At 49.1% G+C, this 20933-nt stretch carries 22 protein-coding genes, 1 tRNA gene and 2 pseudogenes; 7 read left to right on the top strand and 18 right to left on the bottom strand.

The window, feature by feature from the left end; all coding sequences use genetic code 11:
• Positions 1-261 precede the first annotated feature (261 nt).
• The 4 genes from DMB82_RS02585 (at position 262) to DMB82_RS02570 (ending at position 4346) form a co-directional block, all read left to right on the top strand.
• Positions 262-1563 (top strand): anaerobic C4-dicarboxylate transporter, encoded by a 1302-nt coding sequence (locus DMB82_RS02585; RefSeq protein WP_039470607.1) that lies wholly within the window; start codon positions 262-264, stop codon positions 1561-1563.
• Positions 1564-1694: 131 nt separating this feature from the next.
• Entirely contained in the window at positions 1695-2027 is a 333-nt protein-coding gene (cutA, locus tag DMB82_RS02580) for a divalent cation tolerance protein CutA (RefSeq protein WP_010286405.1), read from the top strand.
• Entirely contained in the window at positions 2003-3736 is a 1734-nt protein-coding gene (locus tag DMB82_RS02575; RefSeq protein WP_116164408.1) for a protein-disulfide reductase DsbD, read from the top strand. Before cutA ends, DMB82_RS02575 begins: the two co-directional genes overlap by 25 nt.
• 34 nt (positions 3737-3770) lie before the next feature.
• Positions 3771-4346 (top strand): transcriptional regulator, encoded by a 576-nt coding sequence (locus DMB82_RS02570; protein WP_102117176.1) that lies wholly within the window; start codon positions 3771-3773, stop codon positions 4344-4346.
• Here DMB82_RS02570 and DMB82_RS20760 read toward each other — a convergent pair.
• Together DMB82_RS20760 and DMB82_RS02565 are read right to left on the bottom strand one after the other, a co-directional pair.
• Positions 4343-4411: pseudogene (locus DMB82_RS20760) on the bottom strand (LysE family translocator); the annotation flags it as partial. The gene DMB82_RS02570 and the pseudogene DMB82_RS20760 overlap by 4 nt on opposite strands.
• A 65-nt stretch (positions 4412-4476) precedes the next feature.
• Positions 4477-4656: pseudogene (locus DMB82_RS02565) on the bottom strand (AraC family ligand binding domain-containing protein); the annotation flags it as partial.
• A 216-nt stretch (positions 4657-4872) separates the two neighbouring features.
• Between DMB82_RS02565 and DMB82_RS02560 the strand changes: the two are divergent.
• Positions 4873-4948 (top strand) — tRNA-Phe (locus DMB82_RS02560).
• Between the two features lie 190 nt (positions 4949-5138).
• On the opposite strand, the gene DMB82_RS02555 is transcribed toward DMB82_RS02560, so the two are convergent.
• Both DMB82_RS02555 and DMB82_RS02550 read right to left on the bottom strand, forming a co-directional pair.
• A complete protein-coding gene (locus DMB82_RS02555) occupies positions 5139-6161 on the bottom strand; it encodes a tyrosine-type recombinase/integrase (protein WP_116164410.1) in 1023 nt (340 codons plus the stop codon).
• A gap of 84 nt (positions 6162-6245) precedes the next feature.
• Positions 6246-7844, bottom strand: coding sequence for a conjugal transfer nickase/helicase domain-containing protein (locus tag DMB82_RS02550; protein WP_116164412.1), 1599 nt, complete (start codon positions 7842-7844; stop codon positions 6246-6248).
• 459 nt (positions 7845-8303) lie between these two features.
• Here DMB82_RS02550 and DMB82_RS02545 point away from each other — a divergent pair, with 459 nt between their 5' ends.
• Positions 8304-8723, top strand: coding sequence for a hypothetical protein (locus tag DMB82_RS02545; protein WP_116164414.1), 420 nt, complete (start codon positions 8304-8306; stop codon positions 8721-8723).
• A 390-nt stretch (positions 8724-9113) separates the two neighbouring features.
• On the opposite strand, the gene DMB82_RS02540 is transcribed toward DMB82_RS02545, so the two are convergent.
• The gene (locus DMB82_RS02540; protein WP_116164474.1) at positions 9114-10577 is read right to left on the bottom strand and encodes a UvrD-helicase domain-containing protein; all 1464 of its coding nucleotides are present in this window, start codon (positions 10575-10577) and stop codon (positions 9114-9116) included.
• Positions 10578-10732: 155 nt separating this feature from the next.
• Here DMB82_RS02540 and DMB82_RS02535 point away from each other — a divergent pair, with 155 nt between their 5' ends.
• Positions 10733-12355 (top strand): hypothetical protein, encoded by a 1623-nt coding sequence (locus tag DMB82_RS02535; protein ID WP_203448538.1) that lies wholly within the window; start codon positions 10733-10735, stop codon positions 12353-12355.
• Positions 12356-12518: 163 nt separating this feature from the next.
• On the opposite strand, the gene DMB82_RS02530 is transcribed toward DMB82_RS02535, so the two are convergent.
• From DMB82_RS02530 to DMB82_RS02470, 13 genes are all read right to left on the bottom strand, one after another.
• Positions 12519-12773 (bottom strand): DNA polymerase III subunit theta, encoded by a 255-nt coding sequence (locus DMB82_RS02530; RefSeq protein ID WP_116164416.1) that lies wholly within the window; start codon positions 12771-12773, stop codon positions 12519-12521.
• A 104-nt stretch (positions 12774-12877) separates the two neighbouring features.
• Positions 12878-13804 carry a hypothetical protein gene (locus DMB82_RS02525; protein WP_116164418.1) on the bottom strand — a complete coding sequence of 309 codons (927 nt, stop codon included), beginning with the start codon at positions 13802-13804 and terminating at the stop codon, positions 12878-12880.
• 78 nt (positions 13805-13882) lie between these two features.
• A complete protein-coding gene (locus tag DMB82_RS02520) occupies positions 13883-14776 on the bottom strand; it encodes a hypothetical protein (RefSeq protein ID WP_116164420.1) in 894 nt (297 codons plus the stop codon).
• 73 nt (positions 14777-14849) lie between these two features.
• Positions 14850-16805 carry an ArdC-like ssDNA-binding domain-containing protein gene (locus DMB82_RS02515; RefSeq protein WP_116164422.1) on the bottom strand — a complete coding sequence of 652 codons (1956 nt, stop codon included), beginning with the start codon at positions 16803-16805 and terminating at the stop codon, positions 14850-14852.
• A gap of 64 nt (positions 16806-16869) precedes the next feature.
• Positions 16870-17355, bottom strand: coding sequence for a hypothetical protein (locus DMB82_RS02510; protein ID WP_116164424.1), 486 nt, complete (start codon positions 17353-17355; stop codon positions 16870-16872).
• Positions 17356-17427: 72 nt separating this feature from the next.
• Positions 17428-17700, bottom strand: a complete 273-nt coding sequence (locus DMB82_RS02505; protein WP_116164426.1) for a hypothetical protein — start codon at positions 17698-17700, stop codon at positions 17428-17430.
• Positions 17697-18140: a hypothetical protein gene (locus tag DMB82_RS02500; RefSeq protein WP_116164428.1), complete on the bottom strand. Its 444-nt coding sequence runs from the start codon at positions 18138-18140 to the stop codon at positions 17697-17699. Before DMB82_RS02500 ends, DMB82_RS02505 begins: the two co-directional genes overlap by 4 nt.
• 11 nt (positions 18141-18151) lie before the next feature.
• Positions 18152-18361, bottom strand: coding sequence for a hypothetical protein (locus DMB82_RS02495; protein ID WP_014700981.1), 210 nt, complete (start codon positions 18359-18361; stop codon positions 18152-18154).
• A gap of 99 nt (positions 18362-18460) precedes the next feature.
• Positions 18461-18937 (bottom strand): RadC family protein, encoded by a 477-nt coding sequence (radC, locus tag DMB82_RS02490; RefSeq protein ID WP_116164430.1) that lies wholly within the window; start codon positions 18935-18937, stop codon positions 18461-18463.
• Positions 18938-19043: 106 nt separating this feature from the next.
• Positions 19044-19511: a hypothetical protein gene (locus DMB82_RS02485; protein ID WP_103972511.1), complete on the bottom strand. Its 468-nt coding sequence runs from the start codon at positions 19509-19511 to the stop codon at positions 19044-19046.
• Positions 19512-19608: 97 nt separating this feature from the next.
• A complete protein-coding gene (locus tag DMB82_RS02480) occupies positions 19609-20013 on the bottom strand; it encodes a hypothetical protein (protein WP_116164432.1) in 405 nt (134 codons plus the stop codon).
• 101 nt (positions 20014-20114) lie between these two features.
• On the bottom strand, positions 20115-20309 hold the full coding sequence (locus tag DMB82_RS02475; RefSeq protein ID WP_116164434.1) for a hypothetical protein: 195 nt from the start codon (positions 20307-20309) through the stop codon (positions 20115-20117).
• Between the two features lie 101 nt (positions 20310-20410).
• Positions 20411-20884: a hypothetical protein gene (locus DMB82_RS02470; protein WP_116164436.1), complete on the bottom strand. Its 474-nt coding sequence runs from the start codon at positions 20882-20884 to the stop codon at positions 20411-20413.
• Positions 20885-20933 lie beyond the last annotated feature (49 nt).

Raw genomic sequence — 20933 nt, 5'->3', positions numbered from 1 at the left:
TTTTGCCGTCTACGGCCATAAGAATAAGTTATGTACTCTAAATAATTCGAGTTGCGTGAAGGCGGCAACCGCACGAATCCCCAGGAGCTTACACAAGTAAGTGACTGGGGTGAGTAAGGACAAATTGGCTTCGCCGATTTGAACGCCGCTTGCGGCGGCCCTTCAGGGCGAGGCTCAGAAATGAGCCGAGTATTGCCAACGCACAAGCAGCTTGAAGTATGACGAGTAGATTGAATTTTTTATTAATTAAGGAGCATAGTCATGCTTGGTCTTGAGTTACTGATCGTTCTGCTCGCCATCTATTTGGGGGCGAGGCTAGGAGGCATCGGCATTGGTTTCGCCGGGGGCCTTGGGGTGCTTGTTCTTACGCTGGGGTTTCAGATAAAGCCCGGCGTCATCCCTTTTGATGTGATTGAAATTATCATGGCCGTTATCGCCGCCATCGCCGCCATGCAGGTGGCGGGCGGAATGGATTATCTGGTCAGTCTGGCGGAGAAACTGCTGCGTAAGCACCCGAAATACGTCACCTTTCTCGCGCCGCTGGTCACCTACTTCATGACGATTCTGGCAGGAACCGGACACACCGCGTTTTCCACCCTGCCCGTTATCGCCGAAGTTGCCAAAGAGCAGGGGATTCGCCCTTCTCGTCCGCTCTCTATCGCCGTCGTCGCCTCGCAAATCGCGATTACCGCCTCGCCGATCTCGGCGGCGGTGGTGTTTGTCGCGGGTATTCTTGAGCCGCACGGGGTCAGCTACCTGCTGCTGTTAGGCATTTGTATTCCTACCACGCTGGCCGCGATCATGCTGACGGCCATTGTGACCAACTTCCTGGGTAAAGAGCTGAAAGACGATCCGATTTATCAGGAACGTCTGAAAAAAGGTGAAACCACCCTGCGCGGTAATAGCCAGCATGAGGTCAAACCGGGTGCCAAACTTTCCGTGATGCTGTTTCTGATCGGCATCGTCGCTGTCGTTCTGTATGCCACGGCGATCAGCGGCACGGTTGGGCTGATTCAGAATCCGGTTTTGCCACGTAACGAAGCGATTGTGGTCTTTATGCTGACGATCGCTACGCTGATTTGCATCACCTGCAAAATCGACACCGCGCGCATCCTCTCTGCCAGCACGTTTAAGTCCGGCATGAGCGCCTGTATCTGCGTGATGGGTGTGGCCTGGCTGGGCGATACCTTTGTTAAAGCACACATTTCCGATATTCAGGATACCGCTGGTGCGCTGCTGCAAAGCTATCCGTGGATGCTGGCTGTCGTGCTGTTCTTCGCCGCCACGCTGCTTTACTCACAGGCGGCAACGGCAAAAGCGCTAATGCCTGCTGCGCTGCTGTTGGGCGTATCTCCGGTCACGGCCGTGGCATCTTTTGCTGCCGTTTCTGCTCTGTTCGTTCTGCCGACCTACCCGACTCTGTTGGCCGCCGTGGAGATGGACGACACTGGCTCAACGCGTATCGGCAAGTTTGTGTTTAACCACTCCTTCCTGATTCCGGGCGTGATGGCAATTACGCTGTCGGTGATATTTGGCTTTATCCTTGGTAGCATCCTGATCTAAAGATTGCCTTTCAGGCAGTCCCTCGCGGATCGGCTTAACTCGTCGATCCGCCGCATTCCCTTCAAACAATAAAGCAAGGTATAGTGTGGCTCTGGTTGTCTGGAATTTGTTCATCTGACACGGAGGATATGATGTCTGACCGCCCACTTTGCGATGCTGTCGTCATATTATGTACCGCACCTGACGACGCCTGCGCGCAACGGCTTGCCGACTCGCTGCTGGAAACGCGGCTTGCCGCCTGCGTCACCCTGCTTCCCGGTGCACGTTCGCTCTACTACTGGGAAGGCAAGCTCGAACAACAATCAGAAGTACAAATGCTGATAAAAAGCGATACCTCACATCAGCAAGCGCTGCTGACTCACCTGAAACAACAACACCCTTACGATACGCCGGAGCTGTTAGTCCTGCCGGTATCTGGGGGCGATAGCGATTATCTGACATGGCTCAACGCATCTTTACGCTGATTTTCCTGTTATGGACGGCTTTCGGCACACCCAGTGTGGCCGCCTCTTCTTTCGGTCAGAAACTGTTTGGCAACAGCACGACATCACGCTTTCTGCCGGTCGATAGTGCTTTCGCCTTTGAGTTTCAGCAGCAGGATAACCAGCTCAACCTGCGCTGGGATATCCATCCCGATTACTACCTGTACCGCGCACAAATCAAGATCGAAGAGAACGGAGCCACGCTTGGCAAGGTGGAATTGCCGCAGGGCGAAAGCCATAACGACGAATTCTTCGGTCAGGTCTTTATCCTGCGGGATCGGCTGGCGCTAGCGGTTCCCATTGAACGCGCTGAAAGCGGTGCGACGGTTAAAGTCACCTATCAAGGCTGCGCCGATGCCGGTTTCTGCTATCCGCCGGAAACGCGCGTCGTTCCTCTCAGTCAGGTGCTGGATAACACAGGCACGGATGCACCGCCCAATGTAGTCTTGAGCCAGATGGCACCGCCGCAGACCACACCGATGCCGTTCTCGCCGTGGTGGGCGCTGTTGATTGGTATCGGCGTCGCCTTCACCCCCTGCGTCCTGCCGATGTACCCGCTGATTGCCAGTCTGGTGTTGGGCAGAAAAGAACAGCTGACGCCGCGCCGCACGCTGCTGCTGTCGATGACCTATGTGCAGGGCATGGCGCTCACCTACACGCTGCTCGGGCTGGTTGTCGCCGCCGCCGGATTACGCTTTCAGGCCGCGCTCCAGCATCCCTATATTTTGATTGGCCTGTCGGTGATGTTTGCCGCACTCGCGCTGTCCATGTTTGGCCTGTATACGCTCCAGCTCCCGTCCTCGGTACAAACCCGACTGACAGAGTGGAGCAACCGTCAGCAAGGCGGCTCCGTCACTGGCGTATTCTGCATGGGCGCGCTGGCTGGGCTGATTTGTTCCCCCTGCACCACGGCGCCGCTCAGCGCCATCCTGCTTTATATCGCCCAGAGCGGCAACATGCTGGCAGGCGGCGGCACGCTTTATCTCTACGCGCTTGGCATGGGCTTACCGCTCATTCTGGTCACGCTGTTTGGCAACAAACTGCTGCCGCGCAGCGGCCCGTGGATGCAGTACGTTAAGGAAGCGTTTGGTTTCATTATTCTGGCGCTCCCCGTCTTCCTGCTTGAACGCATTCTGGGTGAAACGTGGGGAATGCGGCTGTGGAGCGCACTGGGCATCGCCTTCTTCGGCTGGGCGCTCATGCTGACGCTGCGCAGTAGCAAAGGCTGGATGCGTGGCGTACAGCTACTGCTGCTGGCAGGCGTGGTGATCAGCGCCAAGCCGCTGCAAGACTGGGTATTTCCTCCGGCTGGCGTGGTGCAAGCTCATAGCTCAGCACTGAACTTCGCCCCTGTCGCCAATATTGCCGATCTCAACAGTGCGCTGGCAAAGAGCGCTCAGCCTGTTATGCTCGATCTTTACGCTGACTGGTGCGTGGCCTGCAAAGAGTTCGAGAAATACACGTTTAGCGACCCAGCGGTGCAAAACCATCTGTCACGCATCACGCTACTGCAGGCGGACGTCACCGCTAACCGCGAAGAACAAAACGCGCTGCTGAAAAAGCTACAGGTTTTAGGGCTGCCGACCATCGTCTTTTTTGACGCTCAGGGGAAAGAGATCCCCGGCTCGCGCGTCACCGGTTTTATGAACGCTGAACAATTTAAGACGCATTTACAGAAATTCAGCCCATAAACGACACGTTATATGTGCTTCTGGAGGAGACCTAATGCAACGGGAAGACGTTCTTGAACATGCGCTTACTCTGCTGGAGCAGCACGGATTTTCCATGACGACGCTGGATATGCTTGCGGAGAGACTAGGCGTTCCGGTAGAGGAACTGACGCCATTCTGGCCGGATCGGGAGGCACTGCTGTACGACGGCCTGCGCCATCATAGTCAGCAGGTCGATACCTGGCGGCGTCAGCTTCTCTTAGACGACGAGAAAACCATTGAGCAAAAGCTGCTGGCGCGCTATCAGGTGCTACATGAGTCGGTGAATCAACAGCGTTATCCAGGCTGCTTGTTTATTGCCGCGTGCAGCTTCTTCCCTGATATCAATCACCCTATTCACCAAATTGCGGAACAGCAGAAGCAGGCATCTTACCAATACACTCGCGACTTGCTGGAAGAGCTGGAAACCGACGATCCCGAGATGGTGGCACAGCAGATGGAATTGATTCTGGAGGGCTGCCTGAGCAACCTGCTGGTCAAGCGTCAGGCTGCCAGTATCGCTACTGCCCAACGGCTAGCAGAAGATGTTTTACGCTTTGCGCTGTGCCGCAGAAATGGCGCGTTGACCTAAGCGAGCATGCCTGCCCAGGCGGAAACGAACAGGCGCTGAAAGCGCACCATGGCAACGGTGGTGCGCTTTCGCTAAACGAAGTTGGATCAGTCAGGCGTGCGAAGCCAGATGAAATTGACGTTTAAAGCAACGCGTCACCGTCGTGGATTTCACCTAGCTCCAGCAAAAGGGCATCACTAGGACGACTATGATGTCGTTCACGACGGCAGTGAAACTGCTGCGTACCGGAAAGGGTCACCCCCACGAGGTAGCTGTCGTGCCAGTGTGGATCATAGGCGTGCCCTTCAAAATGTGCCTTGATCGTTTCAATCCCCGAATCTGCATGCTGACGTAGTTCAAGCTAGTTGTTCTCCATATCGCCCCCCTCTTTTCGCTATCAGCATTACCCGTTGATACGCATCAATCTGGAAGATTTGTGTAAAATCGACGCCTACCCGAACAGATTGCCGCAAACTTAAGCAGTTGAACGGTTTTTCCCTAAATAGGGTTGACGATAATACGGGATTAAGGTTTAATGCGCCCCGTTGCCCGGATAGCTCAGTCGGTAGAGCAGAGGATTGAAAATCCTCGTGTCCTTGGTTCGATTCCGAGTCCGGGCACCACTTGCATCAAAGCACGCTGGTTAAGAATTTGAGAAACTTAACGGGCGGTTAATACAGGGTTCGGTCATAAAATCGTTCCTGTGCAGAGATAAGCGAAAGGCTGCACTGTGAATAAGAACTGAAATCCTCAAGATAGGGAATCTGCGCCAACAGATTCCCTTTTCTCGTTCCCGCGTATGGTTACAGTGAATTACATTACTGTCAAGTCATGTAAAACGGGTTGCGCATAAATATCCGTATGTAACGCCAGCTCTTTTTCCAGTGTTCGCCCCACGATCTCCATGTTCAGCTCGACATATTCCATTGTCGTGCTCACATTTCGATGCCCCAGTAGATCTTTAACCAGCAGCAAATTACGCTCCGGGGCTTTCATCAACTCCGTCGCCAACGTATGACGGAAGCGATGTGCTGACACCAGAAATCCACAATCTCGGGACAATCTGTTGAAAAAAGATCGGATGGTTTGCTGTGCTCTCTTTTCATCGTACTGATATTCATCTTTATGCTGGCGAGATTTCATAAAACGGGTTACATCAAACAAAATGTCGGAGGGTTCGGCACCAGCCAGTTTTGCCCGTGCCAGTAGCGATGCCAGCCTCGCACGCAGCTGGCGAACGGCAGGAACACGCCATTCTCTATGTGTTTTACTTCCCTCCAGACGCAGCTCAATGTATCCCTCATCCAGATTGATATCCTGCAGCCGAATATGCAGCAATTGATTCTGCCTCATCCCTGTGTAGCGGAGCGTATCGAGCACGGTGAGCCAGTACCAGGCAGGGTAAAGTGCGCACCGCTGTCCCCAGGTAGCATGAGGCTCTTCAGATTCTATTCGCTGCATCCGCAGATAAATGGCAGTGAGTTGTTCACGCGTTAGAGTTTTTTTCTTTTTTCGCGCTTTTTTAACAGCGGTACCGTTAAAGGGATTCTTGTCCTGCTCTATTAAATTATGCTCTATCGCAAAATTAAATATTGGCCGCATATGAGCCACCTTGTTATTCCACGTATGCGTAGATAAATTGCGCTCTTTTAATAGATTTCGGCGCCACTTCAACACATCCCTGTTTGTTATTTGGGTAGGAAAAACTGATTCACCAATGAATCGACTAAAACAACTCACCACCCTACGATAGCTAATTTCTGTTGCCCCACGTAAGTTATGCGAGAAAAAATACTCATCAACGATTTCGTCCCAGGTCATTGACTTATCTGACATATAAATTCCTTTCTAATAAAGAGCACAAATGCACCTTTGCTGTGTGCAGGCTAAACATTAGCCCGCTAATTAGATTGCCATACATCAGGGCAGAATCAATAATGTACTCTCGTCAGGAATCCTATTCCCCCGGTAAAGCGACGAAGCTTTAACCAGATAACCGTTAATGTTTTGATACGCCCCTGTCCCGGACGGGGTACTGTATATTCTGGCCTGCAGAAAGCGCTTGCCATCAGCAACACGATGTACCCCCAGACGCTCAAACGATGACTGTAGTGTGTTGCGCTTTCCCTTATTTCCAGTCTCCTTCTGAAACTGATAAAATATTTCAGGGACGCATAAGAAGACGAATCCGGCCACAATGTGGGCACGCGCGCCCTCTTCATTTATTCTTATTTTCCCCTCAATTAAACCTGCTGATAACCACTCCAGGAATATCACGCCTCTATTATTATCTTCTCGAATATTTTCGTTATTTTCTGACGGAGAAATTGGGGATGTTTCCGGCCCAGTCAGCGGAACATTTTCATTCTCCTTTTGGTTGTTTATTTCCTCTGGGACAGGGGTATCTATAGACGGTGCATCTTCAACTTCCGGCACTGGCGACTCTCCTATGCCGGAAAAAAGACTCAGAAGCGCCTGAGTATCATTTTGAGTAGGTTCCGGGACCTGATCTGCCATGGGTTGTTTTTCAGCAGCAGGGGCTGCCCCCTCTGGTACAGCTGAATCCAGAAGTGAAACTAGTTCATGTTCGAGCAATGGTTCCTGTTTTTGTATTGCGGGCTCAGAGTCTGGACTCGGAGACGATATGTTACCGTTAGCAGCTACTGATGAATTGCTACCAGGCAGCGATGATGTGAGAGCTGAAGCAACTAAAGGTTCTAGAGGTAAAATTGCAGCCCCAACGCTGTCCGCCGCCAGCAGTGCCGGTGGCAACATACCAGTTAGCGATGGCGCCCCACATTTCTCTGCGGCCGACAGTAGCAGCTCATCAATCAGAGCGATCGTTGCGGGTCTCCCCTGCATACGTTGAGCCAGGCAATCGAACGCATCAGGAATGCTTGATAACCAGGGAAGCGCTGATAATGGCAGTAACTGAGCAGCCAACAGCGATACTCGACCTTGCGCATAGGATGGAGATAATTTATCCACACAATGTCGAAAGCGAAATGGCCTTCCCGGAATAGTAAATCCCGGCATCCAGCATTCCCCGCCATCCAGTTCCCCTTCCCACTCACAAAGCAAGGGCAAGTGATAAAACAAGGCCGACCAGAACACGACTGCATTCCAGAGTAATCCCTGAGCCGCTTGTTCTTCTGGCGGGATCCCTGGAGGCAACGTTCTCCCCTTGGCCAACCTGACTGCATACGCAGCGAACTGCACGGTCAAATCTCCAAACGCGCCGGCATATGCCCAGCCCCCCTCTTTCGAGGCAGGTAGGTTCTGAGCACGGCTGAGTAATGAAAACAAGGGAGTCAGATAACATTGTCGATAGAATGCCGACGGCAATGCATGGTTATCGTTGAGCTGCAGGAGAAAAGTCTGTCGCTTTGGAGGCAAAATCAACGCATCAACAGAAAGAGGGGGGTGATATCCGGGCGGGCAGGTTGATTCAGGCGAAATAGCTTCGCTTCGAGGAACGTTATCCGTTCCAACAATAAAATTCTTTATTCGGTTGAACATGATTGCCTCCGGCCAGTAAGCGGCACAGTCTTGAGCGGCTCACAGACCAGAGGCAAGAAGAAACTCTTTTTGCATTTTAAAAATTATTGAGATTAATCGTTGCTCAAACTAGCAATACCTTGTAAAAAGGTGCTATTAATTTTGACTATTTCAAGCCTTGAAGCAGATTTTTCCCAACAGTACCTTAGCTATTCAAGTAATGTAGAGTTTAATGTTCGACTAATTTTTACATTCAGGATGTACCTAGTAGCGGACTTAAGCCACCTAAATTACTTCGCACGATATAGATATACTTCCGGAAATGTCATCACTTCATAACTACCCCCTTATGATGGGAATGAAAAGTGACATATAAATGTGCGAAGTTATTTACTTCCAACTCTGCTAACTGGTTATTTAGTAATTAACGAATTAAATAGATCGTAAAAACCACTACAGCAATCTAAAAAAGGATATTTCATGTCAATTATTAAATCAAAAATGCTCACAGACACTAAACCATCGGATGAGACGTACTCACAACTCATCAAACAACTCAACATACCAGAAGGCACATTAATTGCCTTGATGGTTCTCGAGGTTGAGTATGATCGTAAAAAATTTTACTGCTGTCTCTCGGGCGGTAAAATTATCAATGGCGAACCTCATTTTACTTTAGTTGGTCAAGCAGCCTTTGAGGCCCTTGCAAATCATCAAACCCCTAATGAAACTTTAACTATCCAAGAAATTAAGGTTGGTGAAACACCGCTTAAAAATAAAGTTAAAGCCACTTTAAAAAAAGCCCCATCAAATTCAAAAATTTGTTTTATCGGAGATATGCAAGGCGAACTAGATGGAGTTCTAAGCTCAGTATTCAATATTGAAAAAACAATACATTAAGTGTCTTCGATTCATAGGAAGCATCTGCGGCCTATGAATTTTTAATTACATTTCCATTTATTATCAGCACCTAGATTACTTTCCCTACAACTTATATTTATCGCCTGAATCTTAAATAATCATAAAGAAACATAACTATTACCCCACCAGAAATGATGATGGCGGTTCCACCTAATAACCATGAAATCAACGAATTGTATGTCACAATTATAGTTACCCCTGCGATACCCCCACTGACAATGAAAGAGTACAGAGGGTATCGGAAAACCAAGAAAATTAATAAAACTTGTGGTAAGGGGCTAATTTTATCGAGAAATGTCAATATAACTTCCAGCATCATAACCCTGAGGGATACCACGTTTCAGCATTGTATTCAATGCTCATCATACACTAACCAGACTCTAACTTGTTAGTTGGTTGCATCCCAGCGAGAACGTCAAGATCTTCTTGTTCACAGAGCAATTTTAGTAAGTCATTTCTAACCAGTAACTTCCGAGCTCGGGTTGTCGCCACATACAGCAAATTAGTTTCATCTGTCCTGGTAGCTTCAGATAACAACGGGTCGGTAATATCCGAGAAGTCATCGTTTAGGATTACCGTATCCCATTCCAACCCCTTGCTACGATGCGCGGTCGACACCACAACATCGGCATCTTTTTCATTCGTCGTCGCCTGACGGCGTAAGACCTGTAATTTTTGCGGGAGCGGGAAATATTTATCAAGTAAGCCGATCGCCTGATTCATTTCGACGTCGTTGGTTGCCTTGGCGATAGATTTATACTCTTCAAAATCCCGGTATTCACGGCTAAGACGTGGTGTACGCATCCGTTCAGGTATATCGACTGAAAACCAGTACAAATCTTCCAGCTCTTCCGTTTTATAGCCTTCAATCCCCCCAACCCAGAACACGCGCTTCTCTTTCATACTCTCGTAGAGCGCAGCACCAATGACGCCGGCAACCGTCCGGCTGAGCACAGTGTAACGAGAAACGTCCGCAGGCAACCGATCAACCACATCGTCACTACCGCCATTGCCAATTACTGGATGTGTTTCTTCCTGGCGTGCCAGCAAGATATTCGCCATTTCTGCAACAGCCGGACCAAATCGAAAGCTCTGCGTCAGCCACAAACGGTCAGCGCCTTCCAGTGCTGGCGCATTCAGCGCGTTATCGGCCCCACGAAAACGGTAAATCTGCTGATGGCGATCACCAACCAGGACGACATTGCAATTCTGAGTGAGTACCAGCGAACTGATGACAGGATTTGCATCCTGCGCTTCATCAAACAGGATCGTGTCCCAACGTTTCGACAAATCGGGCGAGGATAACTGGAACAATTTCAGATAGGTATCATGCGTGACAGGAAACGTCGAATCGATGCGACTCATCTCGTTCCATAGAAACTGAGCCGCCCCCAATATCTTGTCTGCATCCAGTCCTTCGCGATCGCTCTCATCCGGAAGATGCTCATAACCGAGAGCAAAAGAAGCGCTGCCCAGGAAATGGTTCAGCGCAGTCAACGCCATTCTGACCAGCGGCCAGTGGCGGGTATTCAGTTTCCGACCGACGTCGGTAATGCGCAAATTGGGTGTTAATCTCGGCTTTAGATGCTTACCAAATTTCATCCATGCCAGCTGGTGAGAGGTCTGACACTCAACATTGAATGGAAACTTGCGCTCTGCTTCATCACGAACAGCGCGATTATACGCAAGGTAGAGCATCTTTTGGTCAGGGTTTGCCTGTGCGTAGCGAACCAGCGTTGTCGTTTTACCAGTGCCCGCAAAAGCATTAACGACCAGATGTCGCCCTCTCCAGTTGATAACAGCGGATTGTTCTGGCGTATCCGAGTAAGCCATGCCCTGTATCCCATCGTGAAAAATCATGCTCGTACCGTGCGGGAAAAGGAACGTTATCGCCATTAAAAACCAATAATGCTTTGAAAAACTTTATTCGCCATACGGTGTCACTTGCATGTAATCTTTGTTGATAAATCAAAGGATAAAAACACGTTATGACAGATCCCGTCAAAATTGACACTACCAGTTTGCTCACCATCCTGAGCGTCATAGCCGCAGTATGGGCACTGATCTCTCCTACTAGCAAACTTCGACTTCGTTTTTGCATGACTAGGTGGGATTGGAGTATAGGTATCTGCGTCTTTCTTCTATGCAACTATTTGGTATTTGCCCCTGCCCTAATGAAGCTTGGACTGTACTACAGTCTAGGACCGTGGAAATGGGGGCTTGATAGTTCAAGTGCCGTTTACCTACTTCTCCTCGCTGCCGCCATCTACTTTTTTTTGCGCACAAAGCGCCCTAGGCTTGCTCGAGGAAAAATCCATACTTTTCGTGAGTTGATTGAGAACTTACAGCTTACCAAGCGTTATGACGAGTTGGTGCTGCTAGTCGAGCCACAATTGCCGAGGCTCATTTCCCTGACTAAGCAGCAGTCCTTGCTTATACGCTGGGTTGATCGTTTCGACAGCCCCCAAATTGACATAGCTGCACTGTTACGCGGGGAGCAAAGGAGTAATAAAGACCTATCAACTTGGAGGAAGCAACGGAGTTCCTTTCTGCAATATTTAAAGTCATGGCACCTGTCTCGTGACGATAGCAGCACGCAAGCCCGTGATATTCTTTTGAATTTAGTCAGTTCTCCTGAACTGGTCACCTATCTAGCGGTGACCCACCCGTATTTTTGCCTCAAGCTCCTTGAGTCAGACGAAGCAATACGCTCTGATTTCATTGAACAATACATAGATGCGCTACTCGATAAACCAGGGAGTCGTCTTTACGTAGAATTGAAAAATAACCAAAATCTGAGTGTTGGAAGCCGCCTTCACCTCCCAGAAAATAACCGCTTGCTTCGATTTTTCTTTGCAGATGCAAATGCTGCGCTGAAGAACGGTCTGGATAAAGCTATAGGTGAGGCTGTATGTCGGCGACTAGATGAAGACAGCAAGCTAGCCGAGAAACTCAGTGGATCGTTGGGCTCCTACTACGAAGTGGGGAGATTTCGCTGTCCAATCAATTCGAGCATAACACTCTTCGAAGTCATGGTTCACGAGGGGATTCATCAGGGTTTAAAAGATCACATGGGGCTGCACTATTTTGGGCATTTCGCAGAAAAGATCTTGAAGAAAATGCCTAGGCAGTCAGACAAAGAAGATTATCAGGAATGGCCAACACCTTTTCATTATCTTCTCTATCGATTAGTCAGCGTTGCCACTGATTGGGCAGAACAATGTGCACACATTGATGATTCAGAGATTCCAGAGTCCACACTTATCGCTGAGGATTTTGACCGACACTATATTTCCAAAGAAGCCACCAAGGTGCTTGGTTCAATACTGGAAGACATTATTCCCAGCGAAAAGCTATCTGTATCGTTCAAAGCATATCTGCTGACCGTTGCCATTCGCACTCATATCAAACTTCAGAGTGACCACAATTTGGCTGATGTCGCAACGTCATTCATGAATGCTGTAATCTGGGGGGACCCTTACCCTACAACGCACTCCTATCGAATGGAGCTTTGGACGATATTTCAAGAAATTGACCACATGAAAAGGGATAACGCATCGACATTCGCACACGAGCTAGGTCAATCACAGCTCAACACTACTATTATATGACTACAAAGACTAAAGTCAGGCGAACTAGTATGAACCTTTCATTGCCTGAAAGCACAAGACTGAATTACTTAGGATTGCGCTGCGAACATTTACCGTTGGCGCAATTCTCTCTATAGAGTATATATTCAGACTTTTATGCCATTGGCTTAATTATCAATATCACTTATTTCCTACCATTATCCTCAGCCATCTTCTGATATAAAGGATCTGTGCCACGAGGTAGGCTTTTACTCACGTCTCTATAATGCATCACGCGTTGTCGAAAATATTCACGTAAATGTTCGGGTTGTTCTCGTTCAACCTGCTCAGCGATAACAGGCAGATTTAGACGTTCTTTGTATGCAACACCTGACGCAGCTAGATCGACGTTCACTTTTTCCCGTTCATCTCGCGGTAAATCACCTAAATTGTACGTCACGGTTTCTCCGTCCTGGTTCTATTTAGTTTCTCTTAATATACTTCATTTATTCGGTAATTCGCATCCATAGCAAAAAGCACCCCCGAAGGAGTGCTTTCTGTTTTTTAAGCTGCCAATTGATGAACTTCCCCCATTGGCTGGCTAATGTTGTTTAACAGCGATACCACATGTTCTGATTCCTCTCGTATCCACTCAATTGCATCGACCATAACCTCATAATAATCCGATGCATTCGGGTGCTCAGGATCATTGACTTCCGTATCACCCGTAAAACTCTTCATTACAGCACCATTGCGATAATGAATATCGGCGCGGAAGGTCACTGGTACATAAATTCCTGCAGCTATCGCATCGACATGCTGGGTCAAAAAATCATCCTCAAACTCCATGATATCTATCTCGTCAATGGACTGTTGGGACATGTATAAACGTATTTCACCGGCACTACCACGCCAACGCCGTATCTGTTTTTCCTCAAATGTGCAGTTGCTGACAAACTGCGTCAGCGTTTCTGCACACTGATGAGAAACATCACGCAACGATCGCTCCAGGTGATCCATAAATCGAAACCAGTAGCGTTCACTCTGCCGAAATTGCGCCAGAGTCACGTACTCATCCGGCAAACTGTCGCTTTGTCCAGAGGCCTCACGAAACGCCGCTTCATCCAGTTCGTAGAGAGGCATAATGTCAGCGCGCAGCAACTGGTCGGTTCGACCACTGATTTGCGGGTGAACACGGGGAAGATACAAATACCCATGTTCTACCCCGTTACCATTAGCCTGCCAGTTCGTGGCGTTTATCCACAACGTCAGAACTTTCCTGCTGCGTTCACGCTTAACGTCATCTGTATCAAGACGCTCCAACATGGTTTCCATTACAGCCGTTAGTTGCTCGTTTTCAAACAATGTCTGCGTATTAACGTAAGTAATACCGGCATCCTCATCCAACTGCCAACATATATCGTCATAATCTGGTGCGTAACCTAATGTCCGCTGATACGCATGCTGAATGTATTCATGAATAATGCACATTATGTACTCCTGTCAAAATAGTGATGGCAGGAGGCCCGACAGGGCGTTCCCCTGCCGGGTAAAAAGTTAAGTAATCAGTCAGGCAACCAGGCGTAACGCTGGCGCCGGTGAGTAACTATCGAGCTTCAGGCGTCGACGTTCGTCACGCAGCCAGCCTATCGCCTGCCGCACAACGTCACCGTAGTCTGCCGCAGTCAGCTGATTCACGTTCGCAACATCTTTCTGAACGGAAAAACGGCCAATGATGGCACCATTGTGATAGTGAATCCGGCTCTCCAACGCAACGGGGTGTATCTCACGGCGGCAAACCCGTTTGACGAACTCAACCGGGTCTGTCGCACTCACGCTCTCTGGATTAACCGGCCCCAGGTTCACAGTGATAAACCCAAAATCCGTGTCAAAACGCCGGACAACCCGTTCATCAACGTCACAATGCCGCTGCAATGCAGCCAACTGCGCTACACAGTGCTCTCCCGTCTGCGCCAACGCGCGACTCAACCAGGATTCAAACCGTGACCAGTGCTGCATCGTTTGCGCCAGTTGCTCGCGGGGAATGACGTCATCAGTATGTCGCTCGCCCTGTGCCGTCAGTTGGATAAAGTCGGCATCCGACAAATCCAGTAATGCCGACGGATCGCCTGGTAATAAACAGTCAACCCTGCCGCTGCTCTCCGGAGAGGACCTCGGCAACAATCGTGTATTGCCACTGGCTGTGGCCAACGCATCCAGCCCCAAAATCCACAGTGTCAAGATTCGCTCACTCAGTTGACAACGAGCCCGTAGCTGCCGATTGCCGGGGATCTGATCGAGCATAAACTGCATAACAGGTAACAATCGCTGGCTATGAAACACGATATCCGTATTCATGTAGTCCTGCAGATCGTTACTGATATCCGCCTGCCACTCATCCTGATGCAGGAAGAGGTTCATGTGTTTCAGGTATGTCTGTTGAATAAACTGCTCTGTCAGCATGATGCTCCTTACAAATAAAGTAAGGGCGCTTCCCCTTCCGGGAGAAACGCCCGGTTAGGGTCAAATTGTTATGTCAGGCGACTTTCTGTTGAGCTTTTCGCTCTTGTTCACGGGTCCATTTACGTTCCCAGCCAAACATCATCCAGAAAGGCGTACGCCAGGTCTGACTGAACGTCATGCTCAGGCTGTTCCCGACAATCACCATGGCAGGGATGCCACATAACGCCAGTTGCACATACGCCATCATTGCCGCAACGGGATCGATATCGACACAAACGGCCATCATCTGTTTCTGTGGATTAAGGCCTGCTTCCAGCATGGCTTGTGCCATCGCAACAACCAGGCCGCCAGCTCCGCACGCGGGGTCTGAAACAGTAATGAAATCCCGTTCCCCGCTGGTAAGTGCAAGCAAACCATCAGCCAATTGCATTTTCGCCATCATGTAGCCAACAGAATACGGCGTGAAATACTGCCCCCGGTGATGATCGCCCAGCTCAAGTTCCATGAAAACAGAACCGAGAAAATCTGAGGCACTGAATTCCATCCCGTCGACCAGCGTGTTGAAAAGCACAGGAAAACGACGCTGATCAGCTGTCTTGTAACGTTTTATTCGCCGCATGTAGTCATCTTCGATTTCCTGCACAAAATGGCACCGGTTATGTAACGCCGCTGCCGACATGTGAATAAAATCGCTGAAGACCGTCCAGCGGTTTTCATACGGTGCAATTTCCTGAAACTGACGGATAAACGTTGCCCGGTGTGGATTTTTCCGGCCCTGATTAGCAACCCAGGGAAGCGCAGACAGATTCCCCGGATCATCCGGGTCATCTCCTTCTTCCTCATCGTTAGCTGCAACCTCATCGACCGATTCGGCAGACGGTGGCGGTAGCAACACAGTGCCAAGCTCCGGAACCTCCTGAACGACGTCGCTATCATCGATGTCGCTGGCGACACGATGAACAGCCAGACTTCCGGGATTCAGTGAGAAACGCGCCAATGCATCAGCAACGCTATTCAACTCTGGCGTGAACAATGCCGTCGGCATATCACACCGCGGCCAGTCATAAATCCGTGCCAACGCATTTACCGCATTACTCGGTGAAATGTTGTAACGTAAATGTTGACGAACCACGCTGTCACAAACTAGCGTTGTATCATCCAACTGCTGGCCATAGTGCATAGTCAGCAGATGATTAGCCTGTTGCTGCCAATGTTGAACATCGTCGAATGGCAACAACGTCAACCGCTGACGCTGAGTTTCAAGCCAGTCGACAGCCTTGCCCGCCTCAGAGGCAGATTTAAACAGTATCCAGGGATCTGAACCTCGTTCACCCGTCCACATCGGTTCGCCGGCAAGACGTATACCAGCCCGTGCTGCAAGCAACGCCCGTCCGATATCAGCGATGAGCGCCTCCTGCAGGTACGTGTTTATGTCAGGTAAGTCATTCGGCACCGTAAAACGACCAAGCCGGGTTGGATGCCCGGTTGCACGAATAAGCAGTGCGGCCAGGCTATCCGCATCGGACTCAGGTAATTCAATGCGATCGCTGTCAGGAAGATAAACCGCCGGACGCTGTGCGCTGAAAAGTACCGGAACCTGAGAAGCAAACTGCCACTCCCCTACTCGTTCCATGCCAGGAACGGGCGACGGTGGCCATGGCCATCCAGGTTGCAACATATCGGATAATCCCTCGCACTGTTCAATGTTGATAACCCGAAACAGCGAAAGTGACGGTTTATACCGGACGACCGTGGTTGGTTTCTGTCCGGGCATTATCCTGCCGCCCAGAGAACGCAGGTCATCGCCGGTCAGCCAACGGTTTGATATCAAACCGTTTTGTAACGCTGATTGCCAGAGTAATAAAACGTTAATCCCAGTGAACCCCTGCCCGCTCAATGCGTGAACGGGTATACCGTGACGAATAACACTTTGCCGCCACGGCACCGTATCAGCGTTGACACTCTGCATCAGACGTTCTGTTAGCAGCCTGCAGATGTCACCAGCATCCTGTAATGTGAAAGTTTTCATTATGGTCTCCATCAAAAATCGGGACCATCCCCTGAGGGATGGCTCCCTCAGGAAAAATCAAAAATCAGAGTACAGTGGTGAACAGTTGCAAAATCGCATGACCCGCAATAACAGCCTGCTGGCACAACTGCACAAACTGCTCGTGGTGAAGATAAGCCCAAATGACAGAGGATGTGATTATCCCCGTTGCCGACATGGCCATCAGGAACCGGTTACGCCGGCGGCGAAACAACGCCTCTTTCTCTGCTACCTGGGTATGTAAAAATAACCCCAACGTCTGAAGCTCTGCAAAACGACTAAACTCTTCTCGTCGCAATGCTTCATAGGCTGCATCAAAACGCTCCAGCTCTGTCGGATGTTGATCCTCAAGAAATCGACGATAGCCTCCGTCACGAATCGTGTTGTAATGGCGATCAAACTCAGCCTGCAACCAGCTATAAAAATGACTGCGTGTACGCTCAATAACACCAGGCTCTCGCGTCAGAGACTTCATTGCGCCTTGCGTGGCCAGGGCCGATTCTTGGTGTTCATTAGTGGTCAGTAAGCTCATGGTATGGACTCCGATAAAAGAAGACGGGTCCACCCCTGCGGGTGTCCCCGTCAGGGTTAGTAATATGCTGAGTTAGTCAGTCAGGCTGATATGAACAACATCATTCTCATAGCGCAGATAAAATTGCTGCCACAACGATGTCGATTCATTGCCGTCACCAGGTAAACAAAAGTAGCCGGTTGCTATTTCTGAGCGAGTACTCGCAGCCAGTGCTTTTAATGCATGGCGAATCAGACGATGCAGCCGTTCAGTCTCACATGCCGGCTCGGGCGTAAACGCGACGAGTCTTTCCCAGGCGCTGTCATCAATGGCAACAGCCGGAGAGGATTGCGGCCGCCCAATCATGCTGCTTCATCATTCTGAGCAGCTGACGAAATAGTCACGACAGCGGGCATCCGTTCAGGTTTAGGTCGTTGGCGCACATTGCGTAATAACTTCTGGTGCATGGCCAATGCTGTATCAACCGCCTCGTCCTCGCTATCCATATAACGTTCGCCGTAAAACGGTTCAGCTGCCTCCTCGCCGAAATACAGCAGTTCGACACCAGGCTTATAGCTGTGCCGGTGTTGCAGTACGATTGCTCGGCCACAGCACTGGTGATCGTCAGCAAGCAGCCACTTCCCTGTATAAATTATTCGATGAGCTGACGATTCCATGGGCTCTGAACGCTGTCGCAAGGTCTGATAAAGCCAGACAAGCGCTCGCGCAGACAATTTGCTCGCCCAGCGCACGATGAACCACAGCCCTGTAAACAGAACAATCAGTATGTGTAAAGTCGTTGGCATATCTGCTCCTTTCAATGCGTTAATCCGCGAAGTGCGAGGACAACAGCTAAAAGCACCAGAGAACCGGCGACTTTCAGCAACGTGAGATAACCAAGCAGCTTCAGCAGTGCATTGCGATCACGCCGAAAACATTCACGACGTATGAGCTGACACAATGCGTCTTCCTGCTCTGGTGTAAATGAAGCGCCCGGAGTGGGAACCTCTTGAGTGATTTGAGACATGAACTCTCCTTTTGGTAATAAAAAAAGGGGGAGCTATCCCGTACGGGAGAGGACTCTCCCCGTGGGGTAACGTCTGATTAGACGAAAGTATTTATGTGGTTATAACCAGCCGCGTTCAGCAAACGACACCATTTCACCGTGGCCTACTACGACGTGATCCAGTACACGAATCTCAATCAGAGAGAGTGCGTTAACCAGTTTTTCAGTGATTTCCCGATCGGCATTGCTGGGTTCAGCATTCCCCGACGGGTGGTTATGGGCAAAGATGACCGCAGCCGCATTCAATCGAATCGCTTGTCGCGCAACCTCACCTGGATGAACCTCCACACTGTTAATTGTTCCGGCGAAAAGGAATTCACAGGAAATTAATCGATTTTGGTTATTCAGGAACATAGCGACAAAGACTTCTCGTTCAATATGCTCCAGCTTGAGACGCAAGTATGCTTTAACGACTTCAGGAGACGTCATGGCTTCCAGTTTTCTGACTCTCCGTTCAAGAAGCGCCAATGCGATATTGATGACACGTGATTCACGATCGGTATAAAGAGTGGTGTTGGGAGATGTTAATTCGCGCATAAAAGACCTTTTACGGGCGAATGCTTTCCCCCACGTGGCGAAAAGCATTGCCACGTGGGGGAAAGGTAAAATTATCGTAGATCGATAATTAACGTAAAACAGGCTGTCAGTGCATCAAACAACCTTCAAGCAAAGGCTTGCCAGTGTTGGGAACAATCCGTACACATTGGTCCCTCAAAATGAGTCTTATAACTTTTGACTCGCTAAGGTACTTAATGTGCGCAGCCTCATCAGAAAAACCCGAACGAGTATACTTAACGTCGGTGACACCATAGTGAAAATAGGTGTCCCAGAATCCCCTACCAGCTTTCTTTCCCTGCAAAATCACATCATCAAAATAATGTCTGTAATTCTCTGGAATAAAGCCCAACTCAAAGGTGTTGCCCAGACACTCTGCGATTTCGAAAATCAGATAATCATGGCCTATAGTGCCACTATGATCAGGTAGACAGTTGATATCAGACTGTTTGAATGTCCCCATCTCCATCAATTTGCCTTCTATCGCAGAAATCACACAAAGCAACTCAACGACGGAATGACGATTACGATAAAGATGACTAAGTAAAGTATTCATAGATAAATCCACTCTTCAATTTGAAAAGGGATTTATCCCCCTTAGGGGAAAAATCCCCGTATGGGTTAGGTAACAAAAAATACATCAAAAACTGTATTCAATGTGCTCGACCGAGCCGCTCAATGTAACCATCAAAATCGCTATCGCCATCCAGGCAGGAAGAGAATTCCCAGCAGGTATGCTTACCCTCCTGGACGCCATTCTGAAAGGCCTTATCCCAAAAACCCTGGGCAACTTTGTTTCCCAGTGAAATCACATCATTCAAATAATGACTGTAATTATCAGGGATAAAATTCAGCCCAACGGTTTCGCCAAGACATTCTGCGATTTCGAAAATCTGATAGTCATTGTCCGTAAAACCATCCTCATCAGGAGAACAGTTGATCCGAATTGCCTCGAATGCACCAATCTCCATCAATTTTCCTTCTATGTCAGAAATCACACACAGCAGGTCAACGACAGAATGACGATTACGAGCAAGACGGTTAAGTAAAGTATTCATAATGGATAAATCCTTTTTTCAATTTGAAAAGGGATTTATCCCCCTCAGGGGAAAAATCCCCGTATGGGTTAAGTTGAAAATAAATCTCATCACGCCTGGCGCTAAAGACCTTTTTGAACCAGTCGTTCTGCTAACTGGTCATACGTTAAGCTATCGCTAACAACAAGCTGGTATTCCTCTGCATATTCGATGTCGCCCGGATACAAGGTGATACGATCATCTCCCAACCAAGACGGTACCTCATTAGCAAAAAACCAACTGTTATCCGGGTAAACAAAAACAATGCCATCAGCCATTTTGGCTATCCTTGTTCAAGGTACGAGATGCTTCAATGTGAAAGGGATCTATCCCCAGCGGGATAAATCCCGCATGGGTTAAGTCACGATATGGCAGTCGGTTAGTAGAACGTCCGGCCTTCATACCAGTTGCGCTCGATATCTAAACTGAGCGTGTAGAGGTAGTAGTCAATGAGCCAAATACTGGCATTGGGGCCCTCATGAATACGGGCAGCATCCTTCAGGCCTTTATTAAAATAGCGCTGCCACAAAGCAGCATTAACAGAAAGGCCGAGTTCAAGAATATCTGCGAAGTAATTGTCAAAAAAGTTACGCGGTAGCAGTTCCAGGTTGATAATTTCACCGGTCTGCCGTGCAACCCACGCTATCTTTTTCTGGTTAAGTGTCATCAGCGCCAAATCGTCCCAATCTATCGTATCGATGCCGAGACGCATAAACGCAGTCGCTTCCATCAATACAGACTCAATATCAGAAACAATCCTGATAAGGTCTGTTGTGGAACGTTGTAGAAATTCATCATCGCGTCGCAGAATGGCAAGGCGCGAGACGAAAGGTTTCGTGTTGAAATCATGCATCGATAAATCCTTTTTTCGGTTCAAAACGAAAAGGGATTTATCTCCACGT

It is taken from the genome of Pectobacterium aquaticum, assembly GCF_003382565.3.
Lineage (GTDB): Bacteria > Pseudomonadota > Gammaproteobacteria > Enterobacterales > Enterobacteriaceae > Pectobacterium > Pectobacterium aquaticum.
This window is presented reverse-complemented; position numbering and strand designations above follow the sequence as displayed.

Coding starts and splice junctions, on each gene's coding strand:
- DMB82_RS02585 (WP_039470607.1), top strand. CDS start 262: ATGCTTGGTCTTGAGTTACTGATCGTTCTGCTCGCCATCTATTTGGGG.
- cutA (WP_010286405.1), top strand. CDS start 1,695: ATGTCTGACCGCCCACTTTGCGATGCTGTCGTCATATTATGTACCGCA.
- DMB82_RS02575 (WP_116164408.1), top strand. CDS start 2,003: ATGGCTCAACGCATCTTTACGCTGATTTTCCTGTTATGGACGGCTTTC.
- DMB82_RS02570 (WP_102117176.1), top strand. CDS start 3,771: ATGCAACGGGAAGACGTTCTTGAACATGCGCTTACTCTGCTGGAGCAG.
- DMB82_RS02555 (WP_116164410.1), bottom strand. CDS start 6,161: ATGTCAGATAAGTCAATGACCTGGGACGAAATCGTTGATGAGTATTTT.
- DMB82_RS02550 (WP_116164412.1), bottom strand. CDS start 7,844: ATGTTCAACCGAATAAAGAATTTTATTGTTGGAACGGATAACGTTCCT.
- DMB82_RS02545 (WP_116164414.1), top strand. CDS start 8,304: ATGTCAATTATTAAATCAAAAATGCTCACAGACACTAAACCATCGGAT.
- DMB82_RS02540 (WP_116164474.1), bottom strand. CDS start 10,577: ATGGCTTACTCGGATACGCCAGAACAATCCGCTGTTATCAACTGGAGA.
- DMB82_RS02535 (WP_203448538.1), top strand. CDS start 10,733: ATGACAGATCCCGTCAAAATTGACACTACCAGTTTGCTCACCATCCTG.
- DMB82_RS02525 (WP_116164418.1), bottom strand. CDS start 13,804: ATGTGCATTATTCATGAATACATTCAGCATGCGTATCAGCGGACATTA.
- DMB82_RS02520 (WP_116164420.1), bottom strand. CDS start 14,776: ATGCTGACAGAGCAGTTTATTCAACAGACATACCTGAAACACATGAAC.
- DMB82_RS02515 (WP_116164422.1), bottom strand. CDS start 16,805: ATGAAAACTTTCACATTACAGGATGCTGGTGACATCTGCAGGCTGCTA.
- DMB82_RS02510 (WP_116164424.1), bottom strand. CDS start 17,355: ATGAGCTTACTGACCACTAATGAACACCAAGAATCGGCCCTGGCCACG.
- DMB82_RS02505 (WP_116164426.1), bottom strand. CDS start 17,700: ATGATTGGGCGGCCGCAATCCTCTCCGGCTGTTGCCATTGATGACAGC.
- DMB82_RS02500 (WP_116164428.1), bottom strand. CDS start 18,140: ATGCCAACGACTTTACACATACTGATTGTTCTGTTTACAGGGCTGTGG.
- DMB82_RS02495 (WP_014700981.1), bottom strand. CDS start 18,361: ATGTCTCAAATCACTCAAGAGGTTCCCACTCCGGGCGCTTCATTTACA.
- radC (WP_116164430.1), bottom strand. CDS start 18,937: ATGCGCGAATTAACATCTCCCAACACCACTCTTTATACCGATCGTGAA.
- DMB82_RS02485 (WP_103972511.1), bottom strand. CDS start 19,511: ATGAATACTTTACTTAGTCATCTTTATCGTAATCGTCATTCCGTCGTT.
- DMB82_RS02480 (WP_116164432.1), bottom strand. CDS start 20,013: ATGAATACTTTACTTAACCGTCTTGCTCGTAATCGTCATTCTGTCGTT.
- DMB82_RS02475 (WP_116164434.1), bottom strand. CDS start 20,309: ATGGCTGATGGCATTGTTTTTGTTTACCCGGATAACAGTTGGTTTTTT.
- DMB82_RS02470 (WP_116164436.1), bottom strand. CDS start 20,884: ATGCATGATTTCAACACGAAACCTTTCGTCTCGCGCCTTGCCATTCTG.